Annotated in this window: 17 protein-coding genes; 7 read left to right on the forward strand and 10 right to left on the reverse strand. The window is 60.3% G+C overall.

Translation table 11 applies throughout. The annotated features are described in order from the left end of the window. Nucleotides 1-93 precede the first annotated feature (93 nt). Nucleotides 94-852, forward strand: a complete 759-nt coding sequence (locus tag PSH65_RS23780; RefSeq protein WP_305422723.1) for an AraC family transcriptional regulator — start codon at nt 94-96, stop codon at nt 850-852. A gap of 78 nt (nt 853-930) precedes the next feature. Further along, the gene (locus tag PSH65_RS23785; RefSeq protein WP_305422725.1) at nt 931-1,824 is read left to right on the forward strand and encodes a DMT family transporter; all 894 of its coding nucleotides are present in this window, start codon (nt 931-933) and stop codon (nt 1,822-1,824) included. On the opposite strand, the gene PSH65_RS23790 is transcribed toward PSH65_RS23785, so the two are convergent. Then, nucleotides 1,818-2,105 (reverse strand): SelT/SelW/SelH family protein, encoded by a 288-nt coding sequence (locus tag PSH65_RS23790; RefSeq protein ID WP_007895010.1) that lies wholly within the window; start codon nt 2,103-2,105, stop codon nt 1,818-1,820. The genes PSH65_RS23785 and PSH65_RS23790 overlap by 7 nt on opposite strands. Nucleotides 2,106-2,176: 71 nt before the next feature. Here PSH65_RS23790 and PSH65_RS23795 point away from each other — a divergent pair, with 71 nt between their 5' ends. Continuing rightward, the gene (locus tag PSH65_RS23795; protein WP_305427042.1) at nt 2,177-4,366 is read left to right on the forward strand and encodes a patatin-like phospholipase family protein; all 2,190 of its coding nucleotides are present in this window, start codon (nt 2,177-2,179) and stop codon (nt 4,364-4,366) included. A gap of 142 nt (nt 4,367-4,508) precedes the next feature. Here the strand turns inward: PSH65_RS23795 and PSH65_RS23800 are convergent, their stop codons facing one another. The 3 genes from PSH65_RS23800 to recQ all read right to left on the reverse strand — a co-directional run bounded on the left by PSH65_RS23800 (nt 4,509) and on the right by recQ (nt 9,130). Further along, a complete protein-coding gene (locus PSH65_RS23800) occupies nt 4,509-6,320 on the reverse strand; it encodes a FimV/HubP family polar landmark protein (protein ID WP_305422726.1) in 1,812 nt (603 codons plus the stop codon). A gap of 128 nt (nt 6,321-6,448) precedes the next feature. Next, complete coding sequence (locus tag PSH65_RS23805; protein ID WP_305422727.1) at nt 6,449-6,883, reverse strand: MarR family transcriptional regulator; 435 nt, start codon at nt 6,881-6,883, stop codon at nt 6,449-6,451. A 120-nt stretch (nt 6,884-7,003) separates the two neighbouring features. Continuing rightward, nucleotides 7,004-9,130, reverse strand: a complete 2,127-nt coding sequence (recQ, locus tag PSH65_RS23810; protein ID WP_305422729.1) for a DNA helicase RecQ — start codon at nt 9,128-9,130, stop codon at nt 7,004-7,006. A 324-nt stretch (nt 9,131-9,454) separates the two neighbouring features. Between recQ and PSH65_RS23815 the strand changes: the two genes are divergently transcribed. The 4 genes from PSH65_RS23815 to lapD all read left to right on the forward strand — a co-directional run bounded on the left by PSH65_RS23815 (nt 9,455) and on the right by lapD (nt 13,374). After that, a complete protein-coding gene (locus tag PSH65_RS23815) occupies nt 9,455-10,042 on the forward strand; it encodes a YecA family protein (protein ID WP_007895005.1) in 588 nt (195 codons plus the stop codon). A gap of 10 nt (nt 10,043-10,052) precedes the next feature. Beyond that, on the forward strand, nt 10,053-10,448 hold the full coding sequence (locus tag PSH65_RS23820) for a YbaN family protein (protein ID WP_305422731.1): 396 nt from the start codon (nt 10,053-10,055) through the stop codon (nt 10,446-10,448). A gap of 255 nt (nt 10,449-10,703) precedes the next feature. After that, the gene (gene lapG, locus PSH65_RS23825) at nt 10,704-11,411 is read left to right on the forward strand and encodes a cysteine protease LapG (RefSeq protein ID WP_305422733.1); all 708 of its coding nucleotides are present in this window, start codon (nt 10,704-10,706) and stop codon (nt 11,409-11,411) included. A gap of 22 nt (nt 11,412-11,433) precedes the next feature. Then, nucleotides 11,434-13,374, forward strand: a complete 1,941-nt coding sequence (gene lapD, locus PSH65_RS23830) for a cyclic di-GMP receptor LapD (protein WP_305422734.1) — start codon at nt 11,434-11,436, stop codon at nt 13,372-13,374. A gap of 77 nt (nt 13,375-13,451) precedes the next feature. Here the strand turns inward: lapD and PSH65_RS23835 are convergent, their stop codons facing one another. The 6 genes from PSH65_RS23835 to PSH65_RS23860 all read right to left on the reverse strand — a co-directional run bounded on the left by PSH65_RS23835 (nt 13,452) and on the right by PSH65_RS23860 (nt 18,410). Next, a complete protein-coding gene (locus tag PSH65_RS23835; RefSeq protein WP_305422735.1) occupies nt 13,452-14,507 on the reverse strand; it encodes an AI-2E family transporter in 1,056 nt (351 codons plus the stop codon). Between the two features lie 82 nt (nt 14,508-14,589). After that, nucleotides 14,590-15,396, reverse strand: coding sequence for a DUF4892 domain-containing protein (locus PSH65_RS23840; protein ID WP_305422737.1), 807 nt, complete (start codon nt 15,394-15,396; stop codon nt 14,590-14,592). 8 nt (nt 15,397-15,404) lie between these two features. Beyond that, nucleotides 15,405-16,064 (reverse strand): glutathione S-transferase family protein, encoded by a 660-nt coding sequence (locus PSH65_RS23845; RefSeq protein ID WP_305422738.1) that lies wholly within the window; start codon nt 16,062-16,064, stop codon nt 15,405-15,407. Nucleotides 16,065-16,114: 50 nt separating this feature from the next. Then, entirely contained in the window at nt 16,115-16,969 is an 855-nt protein-coding gene (locus PSH65_RS23850) for an alpha/beta hydrolase (protein WP_305422741.1), read from the reverse strand. Then, nucleotides 16,966-17,772 (reverse strand): alpha/beta fold hydrolase, encoded by an 807-nt coding sequence (locus PSH65_RS23855; RefSeq protein WP_305422742.1) that lies wholly within the window; start codon nt 17,770-17,772, stop codon nt 16,966-16,968. Before PSH65_RS23855 ends, PSH65_RS23850 begins: the two co-directional genes overlap by 4 nt. A gap of 194 nt (nt 17,773-17,966) precedes the next feature. Next, the gene (locus PSH65_RS23860) at nt 17,967-18,410 is read right to left on the reverse strand and encodes a hotdog fold thioesterase (RefSeq protein ID WP_305422744.1); all 444 of its coding nucleotides are present in this window, start codon (nt 18,408-18,410) and stop codon (nt 17,967-17,969) included. Between the last annotated feature and the right edge of the window lie 32 nt (nt 18,411-18,442).

Consider the following 18,442-nt stretch of genomic DNA (forward strand, 5'->3'; position numbering starts at 1 on the left):
TGACAATCGCAAGTCAGTCCTGTGACAACGCGCGCATGCGTGCCCTCGGTGTAGACTGGCGCCTCACTCATCAAAATCGCCATGAGACCTGCGATGAGACCGATCCTCACGCTACGCCAGTACACCCACGACCTGATCGTCCACAGCCACGACCACGCGCAACTGGTGTTCGGGCTGTCGGGCGCGCTGGACTTCGAGGTCGAGGGGCATGGCAGTCAGGTGGTGCAGCAGAGTTTCGTGGTGGTGCCGTCGGGCGCGCATCATGCCTGCGACAGCGCCCATGGCAGTCGTTGCCTGGTGCTGGATGTGCCGAGCGACCAGTGGGTTTCGCAGTCCCTTGGCGATCACGCCGAAGCCAGCCGCCGCTTGCTCGACAACGCCGGGCGTCTGTCGCTGGACGCCGGGCAAAGCCAACTGGTGAGTTGGCTGGCGGGCAGCCAGATCAGTGATCCGCTGATCGCCCAGCAAGGCGCGGTGCTGTTGCTGGCCAGCCTGAACAACGCCAAACCCGACAGTGTGGGCGGTCGACGTCTGCCTTATGCGGCGCTGAATGCGCACATCGATCAATACGCGGCCTATCCACTGCAAGTCGCCGATCTGGCGCGCATTGCCGGGCTGTCCAGCGCTCGATTGCATGCACGGTTCGTGACGGAATGCGGGCAGACGCCGATGGACTACATTCGCAGTCGTCGGCTGCACATTGCCGTGAGCCTGTTGCGCGATTCAGCGCTGCCCATTGGCGAGATCGCCTGTCGGGTCGGCTACAGCTCGCAGAGCGCTTTCGCCGCAGCGGTACTGCGTGAGTTTGGCGCCTCACCCGGTAAATTGCGCCGCGAGGCTGGCGACAAATGACGCGAGTCTGGCGACAGACATAACCGGCTCAGCACGGTTCAATGTAGGACATTTGTTCGTTTGTCGTTAAGGATTGCAATGACTCCCCGTACCGCCCTTGGCGCTCTGCATATCGGTGCACTGATGTTCGGCCTGACTGGCGTATTCGGCAAACTCGCCGCTGCCTCGCCGGCCATCATCGTGTTCGGCCGTGCCGCGTTTGCCGTCCTCGCCCTGGCATTTTTCGCACGGTTCGCCAGCAATACCCGCTGGCAGAAACTCAACGCCGTGGACCTGCGTCGCCTGCTGCTCAGCGGTTTGCTGCTGACCGGGCACTGGGTGAGTTTCTTCATCGCGGTGAAGGTGGCCGGGGTGGCGATCGCGACCTTGGGTTTTGCCAGTTTTCCGGCGTTTACCGTGATCCTCGAAGGGCTGATCTTCCGCGAGCGCATCCGCGCCAACGAAATCCTGCTGGTGGTACTGGTCAGCGTCGGATTGGTACTGGTCACGCCGGATTTCGATCTGGCCAGCGGCGCCACCGCCGGCCTGTTGTGGGCGGTAGCTTCCGGCTTGCTGTTCGCGCTGCTGTCCCTGACCAACCGCGCCAGCTCCGGACGAATTCCGCCGGTGCAGGCTGCACTGTGTCAGAACGTGGTGGTTGCGATCTGCCTGCTGCCGGTGGCGGTGCCGCAGTTGAGCGAAGTGCGCGCCATCGACTGGCTGTGGATCGGCCTGCTCGGGGTGTTCTGCACCGGCGTCGCCCACAGCCTGTTCGTCGCCAGCCTGGCGGTGATCAAAGCCCGGACTGCGTCAGTGGTGTTTGCTCTGGAGCCGGTTTACGGTATCACCCTGGCCTGGCTGCTGTTCGATGAAAACCCGACGCTGCGCATGCTGATCGGCGGTGCGCTGATCATCGTGGCCATCGTAGTCTCGAGCCGGTTGTCCGGCAGTTCAAGCAAGAACGCCGTGGCGGCGCAAGCCCCGTCTCACTGAGTGCGGTCGTTGTGGCCCAGGTCGCGGTCCGGATCGATCTGATCGCGGACCCGCTGCTTGAGCACCTTGGCCTCGGGAAAACCACCGTCGGCCTTGCGCTCCCAGAGCTGCACATCGTCACAGAAAATGTGAAAAACCCCGCCGGTGCCAGGCACCAGAGACACTTTGCCCAGGTCGTCGCCGAAGGTGCTGAGCAGTTCCTGGGCCAGCCAGGCGGCGCGCAACAGCCATTGGCATTGCGTGCAATAGGTGATGACGATTTCCGGTTTACGTGCGGTCATGATTGGCAAAACTCCTGTGCCAGAGGGCGTCGCTATAATAGCCGCCTTTATCGCTTGCCCCGAGATCCATGATGCGCCGTTTGCTGTCCTGCCTGTTGCTGTGCCTCTTCCCCTTGATCGTGCAAGCCACTGAAGCCCCCCGACCGAAAATCGGTCTGGTGCTGTCCGGTGGTGCTGCCCGTGGCCTGGCGCACATTGGTGTGCTCAAGGCACTGGAAGAACAAGGCATTAAGATTGATGCGATTGCCGGCACCAGCATGGGCGCGGTCGTCGGCGGCCTGTATGCCTCGGGCTATCAGATCGATGAGCTGGAAAAACTCGCCCTCGGCATCGACTGGCAGCAGGCACTGTCCGACGCTCCTCCTCGGGAAGATGTGCCCTTCCGGCGCAAGCAGGATGATCGGGATTTCCTCGTCAAACAGAAACTCAGCTTCCGCGACGACGGCAGCCTCGGTCTGCCGCTTGGGGTGATTCAGGGCCAGAACCTGGCGCTGTTGCTGGAAAGCCTGCTGGCCCACACCAGCGATACCCGCGACTTCGACAAATTGCCAATCCCCTTTCGAGCGGTGGCAACGGACATCGCCAGCGGCGAAAAAGTGGTGTTCCGCAAGGGCCACCTGCCTCAGGTGATTCGCGCCAGCATGTCGATCCCGGCGGTGTTCGCACCGGTCGAGCTCAACGGCCGCTTGCTGGTGGACGGCGGCATGACCGACAACATCCCATTGGACGTGGCGCGGGAGATGGGCGTCGATATCGCTATCGTGGTCGACATCGGCACACCACTGCGCAATCGCAAACAACTGACCACCGTGGTCGATGTGTTGAACCAGTCGATCACCCTGATGACCCGGCGCAACTCCGAGGAACAACTGGCCGCCCTGCACAAAGACGACGTATTGATCCAGCCACCGCTGGCGAGTTTCGGCGTTACCGATTTCGGTAAAGCCCAGGAAATGATCGACGCTGGCTACCGCGCAACCCGAATTCTCGACGCGCGTCTGGCGCGGCTCAAACCTGTACAACCGCTGGACGCCGAACTGACCGCCGCCCGGGCGCCGAGCCAACGCACCCCCATCATCACCGCGATCAAAGTGGAAAACGACTCGAAGGTCGGCGATGACGTAATCCGCTACTACATTCGCCAGCACATTGGCGAACCGCTGGACCTGGGCCGTCTGCAAACCGACATGGGCACCCTGTACGGCCTCGATTACTTCGAGCAGGTGCAATACCGCGTCGTCCATAAGGGCGCCGATCACACCCTGGTGATCAGCGCCCGCGGCAAACGCAGCGGCACCGATTATCTGCGGGTGGGTTTGAACCTGTCGGACGACATGCGCGGCGACAGCGCTTTCAACCTGGGCGCCAGTTACCGGGTCAACGGCATCAATCGCCTCGGTGCCGAATGGCTGACCCGGGCGCAGCTCGGTGACAAGCAGGAACTTTACACTGAGTTCTATCAGCCGCTGGATGTCGGCTCGCGCTACTTCATCGCGCCTTATGCGGCATTCGAAGCGCAGAACGTCGAAGCGATCCTGGACAACGATCCAATCGCCCAATACCGCGTCGAACGCTACGGTTTGGGCCTGAACGTCGGCCGGCAAATCGGCAATAGCGGCGAAGTGCGCTTCGGTGTCGGTGAGGCCTGGGGCAAGGCTGACGTGCGCATCGGCGATCAGGATTTACCGAGTGAAAACTTCAACGAGGGTTTCTATGAACTGAAGTACTCGTTCGACTCGCTGGACAATGTCTATTTCCCTCATGAAGGCCAGGATATCGGCCTGTCATTCCGTCAGTTCGAACCGGGCTTGGGTTCGGACAAACGCTATCGCCAATGGGAGTTCAAACTGGACAAGGCCCTGAGTAGCGGCCCGGACACCTTTATCCTTGGCGGGCGTTACGGACGCACGCTGGATGAGGCCAACGTGGTCACTTCCAGTTTCCTGCTCGGCGGTGCGCGGCAGTTGTCGGGCTTTCGCGAGGATGCGATCTCCGGACAAAACGTCAGCCTGATGCGCGGGGTTTACTACCGCCGCCTGACACCGCGCTCGTACCTGGCGCTGGACTTCCCCCTGTACATCGGAGGCTCGCTGGAGCGTGGCCGGGCGTGGAACAACGACAATGAATTCGACAGCGGCTACATCAATGCGGCCAGTGTGTTCATCGGTTTCGACACGCCGCTGGGACCGCTGAACTTCAGTTACGGCATTAACGATGCGGATGAACAGGCGGTTTATCTGAACCTGGGGCAGACGTTCTAAAGCGAACACCTCTACAGGTATCCTCTATAAAAATGTGGGAGCGGGCTTGCTCGCGAAAGCGGACTGACAATCACCAAAGAGGTTGAATGTTATGACGCTTTCGCGAGCAAGCCCGCTCCCACATTGGATCTTCAAAACTTCCCTATCGGATACCGGCCAACAGAGTCCGGGCCGTCTCCTTGAGCGGTTCGTCGCCGTCCTTGAGTAACTCGTTAAGCAGCTCGATGGCGCTGTCCAGATCGCCGTCGTCGATGCAGGTCTGGGCCTGTTCGAGTTTGCCCGCGCTGCTCGGCCCCGCCGGCTCAAGATCCATCAATTCAGCATTCAGCGGCTCAAGCTCCAGTGGCTGGAGAGGATCGCTGAATTCGTTGAGAAAGGTCTCGTCCAGAGATTGAGCGTCAGGCTCGGCGATCCATTCAAGCTCGGGCTCGTCCAGCGTCGGCTCCTCGGGCATTTCGAAAACATCGGGCAATACATGCAGATTCGAAGTGAAGCCGGGGTCGTCTACCTGCGTTGGCTCATTCGACGGTTTGGCGCTGGACGGTGAGCTTTCAAAGGGGCTGATCAGGTCCCAGTTCGAATCCATCGACAGGTCATCGAGGTTCAACTGGAACTCATCGCTCGGTGCCGCTTCAGGGATTGCAGGCATGGGTGGCGCCACTGCCACGGCGGCGACCACCGGTGCGGCGCTGAGCAGTTTCGGATGGCGGGCGCGGATGTCCTGAAGTTGCTGTGCATCGAACCCGGCGTCTCGCAGGCTACTTTCCTGCGTGTCGTAAGCTTGCACGTCGCCCTGTTTACCGAGGACTTCCAACAGTTGCACGGCCAGATCGGTGCGCTGGGGTTCCCTGACCAACGCGTCTCGCAACAAACCGGCCGCCTCGGAAAAACGCCCATACGCCAGATAGATACCCACCCCTTCCAGCACGTCGCCTGCAGGAGTTTCTTCGGCCGATCCGGCTAGCGGTTGCGGCTGGGACGCCGGCCTGATCGGTTCTGCGGTACGGTTGAGCACCGGTTCATGACGCGACGGCAGCACGGGTAACGGCTCGGACTGGACCTGAGCCTGAACCTGCTGTCGTTGACGACGAATGAATACGCCGAGCAATACCAACGCCACCACTGCCAGCAACCCGATGATCAGCAGCCACGGAGTCGGTTCAGACTCCTCTACTACAACGGGCACCGGTGCCGTCACCTGGGGCACGACCGGCTCTAACGATGCCTGTTTGACTTCCGCCAATTGGGTTTGCAGCTCGATCACCTGCTTTTTCTGACCGGCGATCTGCTCGTCCTGCCCCTGAAGCTTCGCATTGAGTTCATCGATGGTCTTTTGCAACTGTTGATTCTGCAGCACGCTGGCGGCCAGTTGTTCGGCAACAGCATCATTGGAAGGTGCGGTAGCTGGTTTATCGACATCAGGCTTGGGCGTCGCCCCTTTCACAGCCGGTGGCGGTGCAACAGCCGGTTCGACGGACGGGAACGCGGAAGATTGAGGGCGCGGCGTGGGTTCGTCGTTGACGGGAACAATTCCCGGCGAACCCGGCGGATCGATCAGCACTGTGTATTCGCGCAGCAAACGCCCGTTGGGCTGATTGAGCTGCACCAGAAAATTCAGGAAGGGTTCATTGACCGGTTTGTTGGAGGTTACCCGGATCAGGCTACGGTTGCCTCGCAGGATCGGTGTGAACTTCAGGTCATTGAGGAAGAACACCCGCTCGACGCCAGCGCGGCTGAACTCGTCCGCCGTTGCCAGGCTGACCGATAGCTCGCCCTCCCCCAGACCGCCGGCGTCCACCAGGGCGATGTCGGCATTGAACGGCTGATTCAACGCCGAATGCTGGGTGATCTCACCCAACCCGAGCGCAGGGGCCAATGCCGAGTAAGTGACAGCACCACCGACCAACAGCAGCCTGGCGCAACACCGCAATACAACGTGCCAACTCTCGAGCATGAGCATCCCTTAGATAACCAGAACCAACCTGTACGTATTCGCACATCCGGTACGAACACGATATTGCCTAGTAGTTCTTTATAGTCTGCCCAACGGGGTATCTCAAAAGTCCGGCGCGTGGTTGTGCCTCAAGATTTTTCCAGGTTGGCCAGGATGTGCCCGTGGACTCGCATGCAGACCTTCAAATCCGCCTCATCGACGCCATTGAACAGTTCGTGGCGCAATTGCGTGGCAATGGTTTCAATTTGTTCGATCAAGGGCCGGGCCGGGGCACAAAGAACGATTTTTTTCGCCCGACGGTCTTCCAGCACGGATTGGCGCTGCACCAGGCCCTGACTTTCCAGGCTGTCGAGCAATCGAGCCAGGGTGGGCCCTTCGACGCCGACGCTTTGCGCCAGTTCGCGTTGGGTGGGGGCATTCTCGAAGCGTGCCAGGTGCAGCAGCACCAGCCAGCGCGCCTGGGACAGACCCAGGCCAGCCAGTCGGCGGTCCAGTTCGGCACGCCAGCCACGAGACATCTGGGCCAGCTGCATGCCAAAGCGGTGTTGATCGGTTAACGGCATAAAACACTCATGGTTAGACTGAAAATAGAGAAAAACTAATTATTAGTCAGCTAAGCATGACCTTTGGCTATAGGCAAGGTTTGCTCTGTACTGAATCGTTACATCTGTGCCGCAGGTCATTCAGACTTCAAATTCCGACTGAAGGGCGGCACGAACGCAATACAAAACACCTTCCGGAACTCTTCCTGCGAACAGCGCGGCAACCTCCGACACGGGCGGCAACTCGCCTTCGCCGTCGAGGAAAGCGTCCTGGACTTCGCCCATCAACTCTTCAGGCAAATCCAGCGCCTGTTCCAGTGACAACTGCTGCTTGCCAATCGCCTCGGCGAGCATCGCGTAGACGTTCTTTTCCGAGCATTGCAGCTGACCGGCGATCTGCAGGGGTGTCATGCCGGCCCGGGCCAGTGTGATCAGCTCGTGGCGCACATCGGCCACCACTTTCGGCGCCTCGACCTGACCGCCGAGCACTTCGAGGAAGGCTTCGCCGTAACGCTCCAGCTTGCGCGCGCCGACACCGCTGACCGTGGCCATTTCCGCCAGCGAGGTCGGCTGGCTGCGGAGCATTTCCAACAGTGTCGAGTCGGGGAAGATGACGTACGGCGGCACGCCATGCTCCTCGGCCAATTTGCGACGCAGGGCACGCAAGGCTTCCCACTGTTCGCGTTCTTCACCGCGAACCAGTTGGCTGGCCTGGCTCTTGCTGCTTTTGGCGGTGGTTTGCGGCTTGAGGTCGCGACGCAGTTCCAGGGTCACTTCGCCCTTGAGCAGCGGCCGACAGGTATCGCTCAGGCGCAGACCGCCGTAGCCTTCGAGGTCGATGTCTGCCAGACCACGGGCAACAAGCTGTCGGAACAAGGAGCGCCATTCGCTCTCCCCCATCGCTTTGCCTACGCCGTATACCGACAAATGCTGATGACCGAAGCTGCGAACTTTTTCGTTGTCCTTGCCCAGCAATACGTCGACCAGATGACCGACGCCATAACGCTGGCCGGTGCGGTAAATCGCCGACAGTGCCTGACGGGCCGGCTCGGTGGCGTCCCAGGTCTGCACGCCATCGACGCAGTTGTCGCAGTGGCCGCAGGGCTCGGGCATGTCTTCGTCGAAGTACGCAAGCAGGGTCTGGCGGCGGCAGCGGGTTTCTTCGCAGAGCGAGAGCATGGCGTCGAGCTTGTGCTGCTCCAGACGCTTGTGGCGCTCGTCGCCTTCGGAGTTTTGCAGCATCTGCTTGAGCATCACCACGTCTTGCAGGCCGTACGCCATCCAGGCATCCGCCGGCAGGCCATCACGACCGCCGCGACCGGTTTCCTGGTAGTAGGCCTCAAGGGATTTCGGCAAATCGAGGTGCGCGACAAAACGTACGTTAGGTTTGTCGATGCCCATGCCGAACGCCACGGTGGCTACCATGATCAGCCCTTCCTCGTTGAGGAAGCGCTTCTGGTGGTGAGCCCGGGTGTCGTTGGGCAGACCGGCGTGGTACGGCAGCGCCGGGAAACCTTGCTCGCTGAGGAACACCGCTACTTCATCAACCTTTTTGCGCGACAGGCAGTAAACGATACCGGCATCGCTGCGCCGCTCGGTGAGGAACGCCAGCAACTGCTTGCGCGGTTGTTCCTTGGGCACGATGCGATAGAAAATATTGGGGCGGTCGAAACTGGACAGGAAGCGCTCGGCATCCTGCAAATGCAGGCGATCGACGATTTCTTCGCGGGTGCGCTTGTCGGCGGTGGCGGTCAGGGCAATGCGCGGAACGTTGGGGAACAATTCCGCCAACTGGCCCAGTTGCAGGTATTCCCGACGGAAGTCGTGGCCCCACTGGGACACGCAATGCGCTTCGTCGATGGCGAACAGGGCAATTTCCAGGCTTTGCAGGAAGGCCAGCATGCGCGGCTGAACCAGGCGCTCGGGCGCCAGGTAGAGCATTTTCACCTCGCCGCGCTTGATCCGCGCCGCCAGATCACGCTGTTGCTCAGCGCTCAACGTGGAGTTCAACGCCGCCGCGGCGACGCCCAGCTCTTCGAGGGTGGCGACCTGATCGTCCATCAGCGCGATCAGCGGTGACACCACCACCGCCAGGCCCTCGCGCAGCAATGCCGGCACCTGGAAGCACAAGGATTTGCCGCCACCGGTAGGCATCAGCACCAGGGCGTCGCCGCCACTGGCCACGCGCTCAATGATTGCACCCTGACGGCCACGGAAACTGTCGTAGCCGAAGATGTCCTTGAGGACGCGTTGAGCCTGTTCGAGCATAAAAACTCCAAAAATCACCGAAACATCCCTGCAAGGCTGGTTCAGAATCATGAAAGCTGCACCGACAAATCGTAAGTGCGCATTGCATGACGCTGCACATTTCAGCCGTGACGCCAGCAGGGCATCACAAAACGCGCGAGTATACCCGAGCCCTCCCCTGCAAAGGGCGCCGCTGAGAAGACACATGAAAAGCCAATGCAATGCAGACCTTGTGGGTTTCTATTAACCCAACCACATATTCCATCACATATGCCGCGCGGCTGGCCTGAGCGCTCAAGAAGGCCTAGAATTCCCGCATCGTATATTCCCCAAGGTAGCCCTTTAATGTCCTTCGCTGAGCAACTAACCCGCCTGCAAGTCTTCCTCGACGCCGACGAGCTGCATGACGAGGCGCTGGACTACGTGGCCGCCCACGGCTACCTCACCGCGCTGTCGATCTGTTCCGAGAGCGTTCCCGACCGTGAATGGATCGACGCTTTGTTCGCCGAAGAGCCGCATTACGCCGACGACACCGAGCGTGAAGCGATCGAGTCCACCCTGCTGCTGCTCAAGGCGCACATCGCCCGCCAACTGGCGTCCGACGAAGAGTTCGAGCTGCCGTGCGACCTCGACCTGGGCGATGACCCGGACGATTCCGACCTGCGCGGCTGGTGCATCGGTTTCATGGAAGGCGTGTTCCTGCGCGAAGCAGCCTGGTTCGAAACCGCCGAAGACGAAGTCAGCGAAATGCTGCTGCCGATCATGGTCGGTTCGGGCCTGTTCGACGAACAGCCTGAGTTCTCCGATATCGCGGCCGACGCCAACCTGATGGATGACATGATCGTGCAGATCCCGGAAGCCCTGACCGCGCTGTACCTGCTGTGCAACGCGCCAGACGAAAAACCGGCGATTCTCAAGCCACGTCACCACTAAGGTTTTGCCTATGGACAACCCCATAGGCAACCGCCCCCTGATGTTGCGCTACGTGCTGCTGGCCATCGGCTGGCTGAGCGTAGCGCTGGGGGTGATCGGGATTTTCCTGCCGGTGCTGCCCACTACACCGTTCCTGTTGCTGGCGGCCGCCTGTTTCGCCCGCAGCTCGCCGCGTTTCTATCAGTGGCTGGTGGAACATCCACGGCTTGGGCCGTGGGTTCGTGACTATCTGAGTGGCAACGGTATTCCGCTCAAGGGCAAGGTCTACGCCCTCGGGTTGATGTGGACGAGCATCCTGCTTTCCTGCTACCTGGTGCCCCTGCCGTGGGCGCGGGGGTTCATGCTGACCAGTGCAGTGCTGGTGACGGTATACATCCTCAAGCAGAAAACCCTGCATAAACCCTGATCCCCGTTTGTGGCTCAGGGGGCTTTTGTGGCGAGGGAGCTTGCTCCCGCTGGGTTGCGAAGCGACCCCAAAACCAGCCACCTAACTTTTCCTGACACACCGCACTGACTGGTTTTGCGACTGCTGCGCAGCCGAGCGGGAGCAAGCTCCCTCGCCACAGAAAGCAACCCGCCGATGTCTTTCCTCCGACGACCTGCCCTCCCTCGCTGAAAACACCGCCTAGACTTCAGACATCTGCACCCCGAGCAGCCAGACATGTCCCGCAGTCCGCGTAGTCCAGGATGGTCAACGCTCCGACTTCGGTTCGGCGGATGGCTGCTGCTGACGAATTTTCTGCTGGCAGGGTTGGGCAGCGTCTGGGCCGACTGGGACTTTGCTCAGATTCTGCAAACGGCCGAAAAACGCTACGGCCCCCTTGGCCCGGCCCGGGGACGGATCGAGGCCTGGAGTCAAATGCTGCAAAGCGAACTCAACCAGCCTGAGCGCGAACAACTGAACGCGGTCAATCGCTTCTTCAATCAACAACTGAGTTTTCAGGACGACACGCGCATCTGGCGTCAGACCGATTACTGGGCCACACCAGTGGAATCCTTGATGAAAGCCGCAGGCGACTGTGAGGATTACGCCTTGGCGAAATATTTCAGCTTGCGCCACCTCGGAATTCCCAGCGAGAAACTGCGCATCACCTACGTCAAGGCCCTGACCCAGAACCAGGCGCACATGGTGTTGACCTTCTACAGCAGCCCAACGGCCGATCCGCTGGTGCTGGACAATTTGATCGGCGAGATCCGCCCCGCTTCCCAACGCAAAGACCTGTTGCCGGTGTACGCCTTCAACGCCGAAGGCCTGTACTTGCCGGGAGCCAAGGGTGGCGAACGTAGCAGCGACTCGAAAAAACTGTCGCGCTGGCAAGACGTGTTGAAAAAGATGCAATTTGAAGGGTTCGCCGTGGGCGAAGGCTAGCCGCTACTGCAAGGAGCGTTTTATGTCACTGCGCAAACAGTTGTTTCTCGCCATTTGCCTGTTCTTGCTGGTGGCCTTCGGCGGCAGTTTTTTTGTCAGCCTGGAAAGCTCTCGCGAACAGGTGCTCGGCCAGTTGCGCTCTCACGCCCAGGACGCCGCAACAGCGCTGGGCTTGTCATTGACTGCGCAGATCGACGACCCGGCGATGATCGAATTGATGGTCAGCTCTATTTTCGACAGTGGGTATTTCAGCAGCATTCGGGTCGTCGATATTGTGGATGAACGGGTGCTGGTGGAACGTAGCACCCCGGCGCAAATCGAAAGTGTTCCCGGCTGGTTCGTCAGCCTGGTGAACCTGCGCCCACAGGGTGGCGATGCATTGATCATGCGTGGCTGGGAGCAAGCGGCTCGGGTCGAAGTGCTGAGCAATCCGCAATTCGCCCTGGCCAAACTCTGGGACAGTACGCTTGGCAGCCTGATCTGGCTGTTGATTTGCGGACTGCTCAGCGCCGTGTTTGGTGGCTGGCTGTTGCGTCGCCAATTGCGCCCGCTCGACAGAATGGTCAAACAGGCTGAAGCCATCAGCAAACGCGAGTTCCACAGTTTGCCTAAACTGCCGCGCACACCGGAACTCAGACGCGTGGTACTGGCCATGAACCAAATGGTCGAGAAGCTCAGAGCGTTGTTCGCCGAAGAGGCGGCCCGCAGCGAAAAACTGCGGACCGAATCCTATCAGGACAGCCTCACGGGCCTGGCTAACCGGCGCTTGCTGGATGAACAACTGGCTGACCATTTGCTGGTCTCCGAGCAGAGCAGCGACGGCCACTTGCTAATGCTGAGGATCAACGATCTGATCGGCCTCAACCAGCGCCTGGGTGGTCAGCGCACCGATGCTTTGATCAGCGCGGTCGGCGAACTGCTCAAGCGCCTGACGCAACCACCGGAACGTCGCACCTGGCTCGCGGCACGCAATCGCGGTGGCGAATTCAGCCTGCTGATGCCGGGTCTGGACAGCACAGACGCCGCACGCCTCGCCTCCGAAATCAGCGCCACCCTGGAAAACCTGCGCCTCACCGGGACCAGCGACTGCATGCCCGTGGCGCACCTGGGCGTTGTCGCCTATCACCCCGGCGAACCGGCGAGCGACGTGCTGCTGCGCCTCGATCAGGCATTGACCCAAGCCCGGCAACATCCAGAGCGGCCATGGATACACCTGGCCCACTCCGATACTGTGCAGAACCAGTCCCAACACGACTGGCGCAGCTGGATCGACGACGCGCTGACCGAAGGCAAGCTGCAGTTGTATTTCCAACCAGTGGTGCAATGCAGCGACACCAGCCAGGTACTGCATCACAAAGTCCTCGCACGCCTGCTCGACCCGCAGGGCGAGGCAATTGCCGCCGGGCATTTCCTGCCGTGGATCGAGCGCCTTGGCTGGTCGGCGCGATTCGATCTGGCGATGCTCGAAACCACCCTTGAATACCTCGCCGCCAACCGTTGGCCGCTCGCGCTGAGCCTGTCCGGCAGCACTCTGCGCGATCAGACCCAGCTGAAACTGATCTGCGACATACTTGAATCACTGCCGGAACTGGCGCCGCTGCTGACCCTGGAAATCGACGAACGCCAACTGCCGCCCCCCGAAGAACTGCAACGCCTGAGTCACAGCCTGCTCAACACCGGTTATCGCATCGGTTTGCAGCACTTCGGCGGCAGCTTCAGCCAGATTGGTAACCTGACGCAACTGGGACTGGCTTACCTGAAAATAGACGGAGCCTACATTCGGGGTATTGATGAACAGACTGACAAGCGACTGTTCATCGAGGCAATTTTCCGGGCGACCAACAGCATTGATTTGCCGTTGATTGCCGAGATGGTGGAGACCCAGGAGGAGTTGGAAGTGATACGGGAGTTGGGGTTGTTTGGGGTGATGGGAAGACTGATTGGGCCACCGGAGCCGATGTGAGTCGCAAGGCCCGTATCATCAGATACAGCGCGTCATCGCGAGCAAGCTCGCGCCCACAGGCGTTCGGTGCTGGCGCCTCAGGGGCGGCGATCCTCGACCCGAGCCTGACTCTTGCTCCAATCGGTCAACAGGCTGTAAGCCACGGCCAACAACGTAGGGCCAATAAACAACCCGATAAACCCAAACGCAATCAACCCGCCAAACACTCCGAGCAGCACAATTACCAACGGCAAGTTCCCACCCCGACTGATCAAGTACGGCTTAAGCACGTTGTCGACCCCGCTGATAATGAACGTCCCCCAGATTCCGAGGAACACCGCCATCCCGTACTCGCCCTTCCAGGCCAACCACGCCGTGGCCGGAATCCACACCAACGGCGGCCCCATCGGAATCAGACTGAGCAAAAACGTCACAATCCCCAACACCAGCGCCCCGGGCACGCCGGCAATCAGGAAGCCGATCAATGCCAGCACTGCCTGAGCCGCCGCTGTGCCGATCACCCCGTTGACCACGCGCTGCACGGTGCCCGCCACCAATTCGATGTAGTAGCTGGCGCGGTCACCAATCAGCCGCTCCAGCAACCCATGGACAAACACCGCCAACCGCGGCCCGTCCCGGTAGAAAAAGAACACAAAGACAATACTCAGCGTCAGCTCAAGGATGCCGCCACCAATCTGCGCACTGCGCGCCAGCAACCAGTTACCGACCTGCCCCAGATAAGGCTTGATCGCCAGCATCATCGCCGCGCCTTGCTGATCGATGCTGTTCCAGATACCCACCAACCGCTCGCCGACCAAGGGAATAGCGCCCAGCCAGGCCGGTGCTTCAGGCAGACCATCGACTTGTACATCCTTGATGAACACCGTGACATCGCGTACATGATCCGCCAGGTTGAAACCCAGCCACACCAACGGTACTGCCACCAACAACATCCAGCCTAACGTCAGTAACAGCGCCGCCAGGGATTCACGGCCATTGAGCCAACGGGTCAACAAACGCATCAGCGGCCAACTGGCAAACGCCAGCACCGCGCCCCAGAACAGCGCCGACCAGAACGGCGCCATCACCCAGAAGCTCGCGCCAAATAGCACCAGAAGCAGAATCTGCACCAACAGCCGATCGTTACTGGGCATGTATGATCCCGAAAAAAGTCAGACGAAAAGGTCAGTCACCAAAGAGTAGGCGAACGCGCAGAACGCGTTCGCCCAATGAAGCTTATCGCAACAGCTCGAAGTGCAGGCCAGAGCCTTCGACGCTGCCGGTTTCCATCCGCGCCGTGCGCACGCCCTGGCTGATCAGTGCCTGGCGCCAGGCTTCGGCACTGGGCCCGGAAATGCTGACTCGCAGTGTGGTGTCCAGGTTCAGGCCTCGGGAAATCAAACGCAGCCAGGTGTCGTCAGGGTCACCGTTGAGTTTGGGGAAATCGAGTTTCCCGGTGCTTTTGAGCTGGCGCAGCAACGTCGCGGACGTCGGCAACAAATCACCCAGCGGCGCCGAGGCATCGAACTGCTCAACGTGCAGATAAGCCCTGCGATTACCGCGAGTGATGCTGTAAAGCGCCACCAGGGTGTTGTCTTGAGGCGCCGCCAGACGCAGCAGCAAATAAGCCTGCTGATTATCGGCGCCATATAGCTTGGCGTTGCCGAAGACTTCATTGGCCCACAGGCTGCTTTCCCCACAATCCCGGGCCTGACACCAGAACAACAGCTCGGCGCCCTGTTTTTGCAAGGCTTCGCGAGCGATGGTGAAGGCATCGGTCGAGGAATGCTCCGGTGGCAATTCGTAGGTCACCGAGGTGGTTTGACCCCGGGCGGTGACTTGGCCGTCAAAGCGCAACTGGCCACTGATCTTGCGGATCGAACCCAGCGGGTAGATCCGCTCAAGCTCGACAGCCGGGCGATAGTCGACGATCTGCGCATCGGCCATACGCGGCACGATCGGCAGGTCCTGACTGCCAGGGACATCAGCGGCAAATAAAAGAGGACTGAAACAACACAGTGCCAGCAAAGTGAGTGAACGCATGGATAGACTCATCGAATCAGCATGGCCTGGGCACCCTTGATGACACTGTCGTCATCGATGCGCTCGGGCACCAGTAAACCGCGTTGTACCGCAGGGCGCGCCTCCATTGTCGCCATCCAGCGCTGCAGGGCTGACAAGCCATCCACCGCGACACCGGACCATTCATGGCCACGGATCCACGGATAAGTGGCAATGTCGGCAATGCTGTACTCGCCCGCCAAAAACTCTACGGCTTGCAGACGCGTGTCGAGCACTTCATACAAGCGCCGGGTTTCATGTTGATAACGGTCGATGGCGCCCTGGAGTTTTTCCGGGAAGTAACGGAAAAACACGTTGGCCTGGCCTTGCATCGGGCCGATTCCGCCCATCTGGAACATCAGCCATTGCAACACCACCGAACGCCCCTTGGGGTCCTGTGGCAGCAGTTTGCCGGTCATCTCGGCGAGGTAAATCAGGATCGCGCCGGACTCGAACACGGCGAAATCGTCATTGGCACGGTCGACAATCGCCGGAATCCGCCCATTGGGATTGATCTTGAGGAAGTCCTCGGACTTCTGTTCCTTTTTGTCGAAACTCAAGGCATGCACCGTATAGGGCAGGCCGAGTTCCTCGAGCACGATAGAGACCTTGTGGCCATTCGGGGTCGCAGCGGTATACAGATCTATCATGGTTGTCTCCCATTTCAACCCGCCCAGCCTCGACAGTTGCCGGGCTCAAGTCAAGGAACGGCGAAGAACCGATTGAAACAGTCTGCGACAAGGTCGGCACCGGGTTCGTCATTCAGGTGCAAATGATGGCCGCCAGGCAACTGTTCACGGCTAAAGGGTAGACGTTCCAGCAACTCGGGATGTTTGGCGAGCATGCCGTCAGCCGCGACCACCAGGTGAGCAGGACAACTGACACGCTGAACGAAGGCCATCGCCTGTTCAGTGGTCAGACGTAGCGGTGATGGAAGGGTCAGGCGGTTGTCGGTGCGCCAGGTATAACCGCCCGGCACCGGCATCAAGCCGCGCTGGGCCAGCAGTTCGGCGGCTTCGCGACTGACCGCCACCAAGCCTTTCATGCGCGCTTCGATGGCGCGGTCGAGGGTGCTGTAGACCGGTTTGCGTTTTTCCCGCAGGTCCAGCTGCGCTTGCAGGGCCATGCCCATGCGCTCGGCGGCGTTTTCGCCTTTGTCTGTAGGAGGAATAATGCCGTCGATCAAAGCCAGATGAGTCACCCGCTCCGGCAACGACCCGGCCAGCACCAGCGAGACGATCGCCCCCAGGGAATGCCCCAGCAGCGCAAAACGCTTCCACCCCAACTGTTCGGCCACTTGCAGCACGTCATGGGCGTAGTCCCACAGCGCGTAACCGGCGCCGTTCGGCCGATGCCCCGAGTGACCATGCCCGGCCATGTCCAATGCGATGATGCGCAAACCCTTGAGCTTGGGCGCCAGCCGGGCAAAGCTGTTGGCATTGTCCAGCCATCCGTGCAAGGCGATCACCGGCAAGCCGTCCTCGGGACCGAACAGGTGCGCCGCCAACTCGATATGCGGCAGGCTCAAGCGAACTTCTTCAACGACGCTGCTCATGCGCAATCCTGTTGGCGGCGACCTTCCCAGCGACTGAACAGATTCTTCAGCAGCGTGGCCGTGTCTTGTGGGCGTTCGAGGGGAAACATGTGCCCGCCGGGCATGGTCAAGGACTCACCCAGAGGCATGCGCCCGACGGAACGCGCGTGATGGCGCATCACCACGCGGCTCTTGTGCCCGCGAACCACCGCCAGCGGCACTTTCAACTGCCGTGCACGACCGGGACTGGTGTGGGGCACACCGCGGTAGATACTGATTTCCGTGGCCGCATCGAAACGCAGGCGCAGCTTGCCGCCGACATTGTGCAAACCATGTTGAAGATAGGCCTCGAAGCATTCTGGATCGAAGCCACGAAACAGGGTTTTACCGGCGAAATACAAGCGCGCCGCTTCCAGATCGGCGAACTCTTCCCGTCGCCCCAACGTGCGACCAGCCGGGGTCAGACGATCAATGAAACCGAAGCGTTTGGCGGCACGGATCACCCATTGATCGGCCCGGGTCAGCACCGGCGAATCGAGCATCACCACGCCGCGATACAACTCAGGGCAACGCAAGGCGGCATGCAAGTGCAGCACGCCGCCAAAGGAGTGACCGACGCCCCAGACCGGTTCGGGCTGCTGCTTGAGGTGATGAATCAGCTCATCCACCAGATTGTTCCAGTTGTCGTCCGCTGGAAAACGCGGGTCGTGGGCGTGCTGCTCCAGATGCGTCACCTGATACTCGGGCGCCAGCGCCGCGAACAACTTGCCGTAGGTCCCCGAAGGAAAGCCATTGGCGTGGGCGAAAAATATCTGTTGCGACATACCTGCAAATCCATGAGCGAGAACGGGGGTTGATTGTCCGTAAGACCGAGTCCTACAGCAATGACCGTAACTGACAGGAATGATGACAGTCGGGTCAGGGCTATGACCATTCAGCATCCACTGAGAACCTTGTGGCGAGCGAGCTCCCTCGCCACAAAAATTCGGCGGCCATGAATCTTTGGCTCGATCAGGAATCAACGCGCCGGCGGATTCTCCCCCAACGGCACCACTGCCATGGTCAGCCGCGACACACAACTGGCCTTGCCCTCATCGCTGTTCAAACGGATATCCCAGACATGGGTGGTGCGACCAATATGAATCGCCTTGGCCACCGCCGTCACCCGCCCACTGCGCAAGCCACGCAAATGGTTGGCGTTGATTTCCAGGCCCACGCAGTAAAACTTGCTGGCGTCGATGCACAGGAAACTGGCCATCGAGCCGACGGTTTCGGCCAGCACCACCGAGGCGCCGCCGTGCAACAAACCATAGGGCTGGTGCGTGCGATGATCAATAACCATGCTCGCGGTCAGGGACTCGTCATCGAAGGTTTCGAAGCGAATATCCAGCACTTCGCCGATGGTGTTTTTCTGGATTGCGTTCAACTGCTCGACGTTGGGAGTGGTGCGCCACAGACTCATCGTTACGTTCCTTTCTTGGAGTTGTTCGTGGC

The sequence above is a fragment of the Pseudomonas sp. FP603 genome (assembly GCF_030687415.1).
GTDB lineage: Bacteria > Pseudomonadota > Gammaproteobacteria > Pseudomonadales > Pseudomonadaceae > Aquipseudomonas > Aquipseudomonas wuhanensis.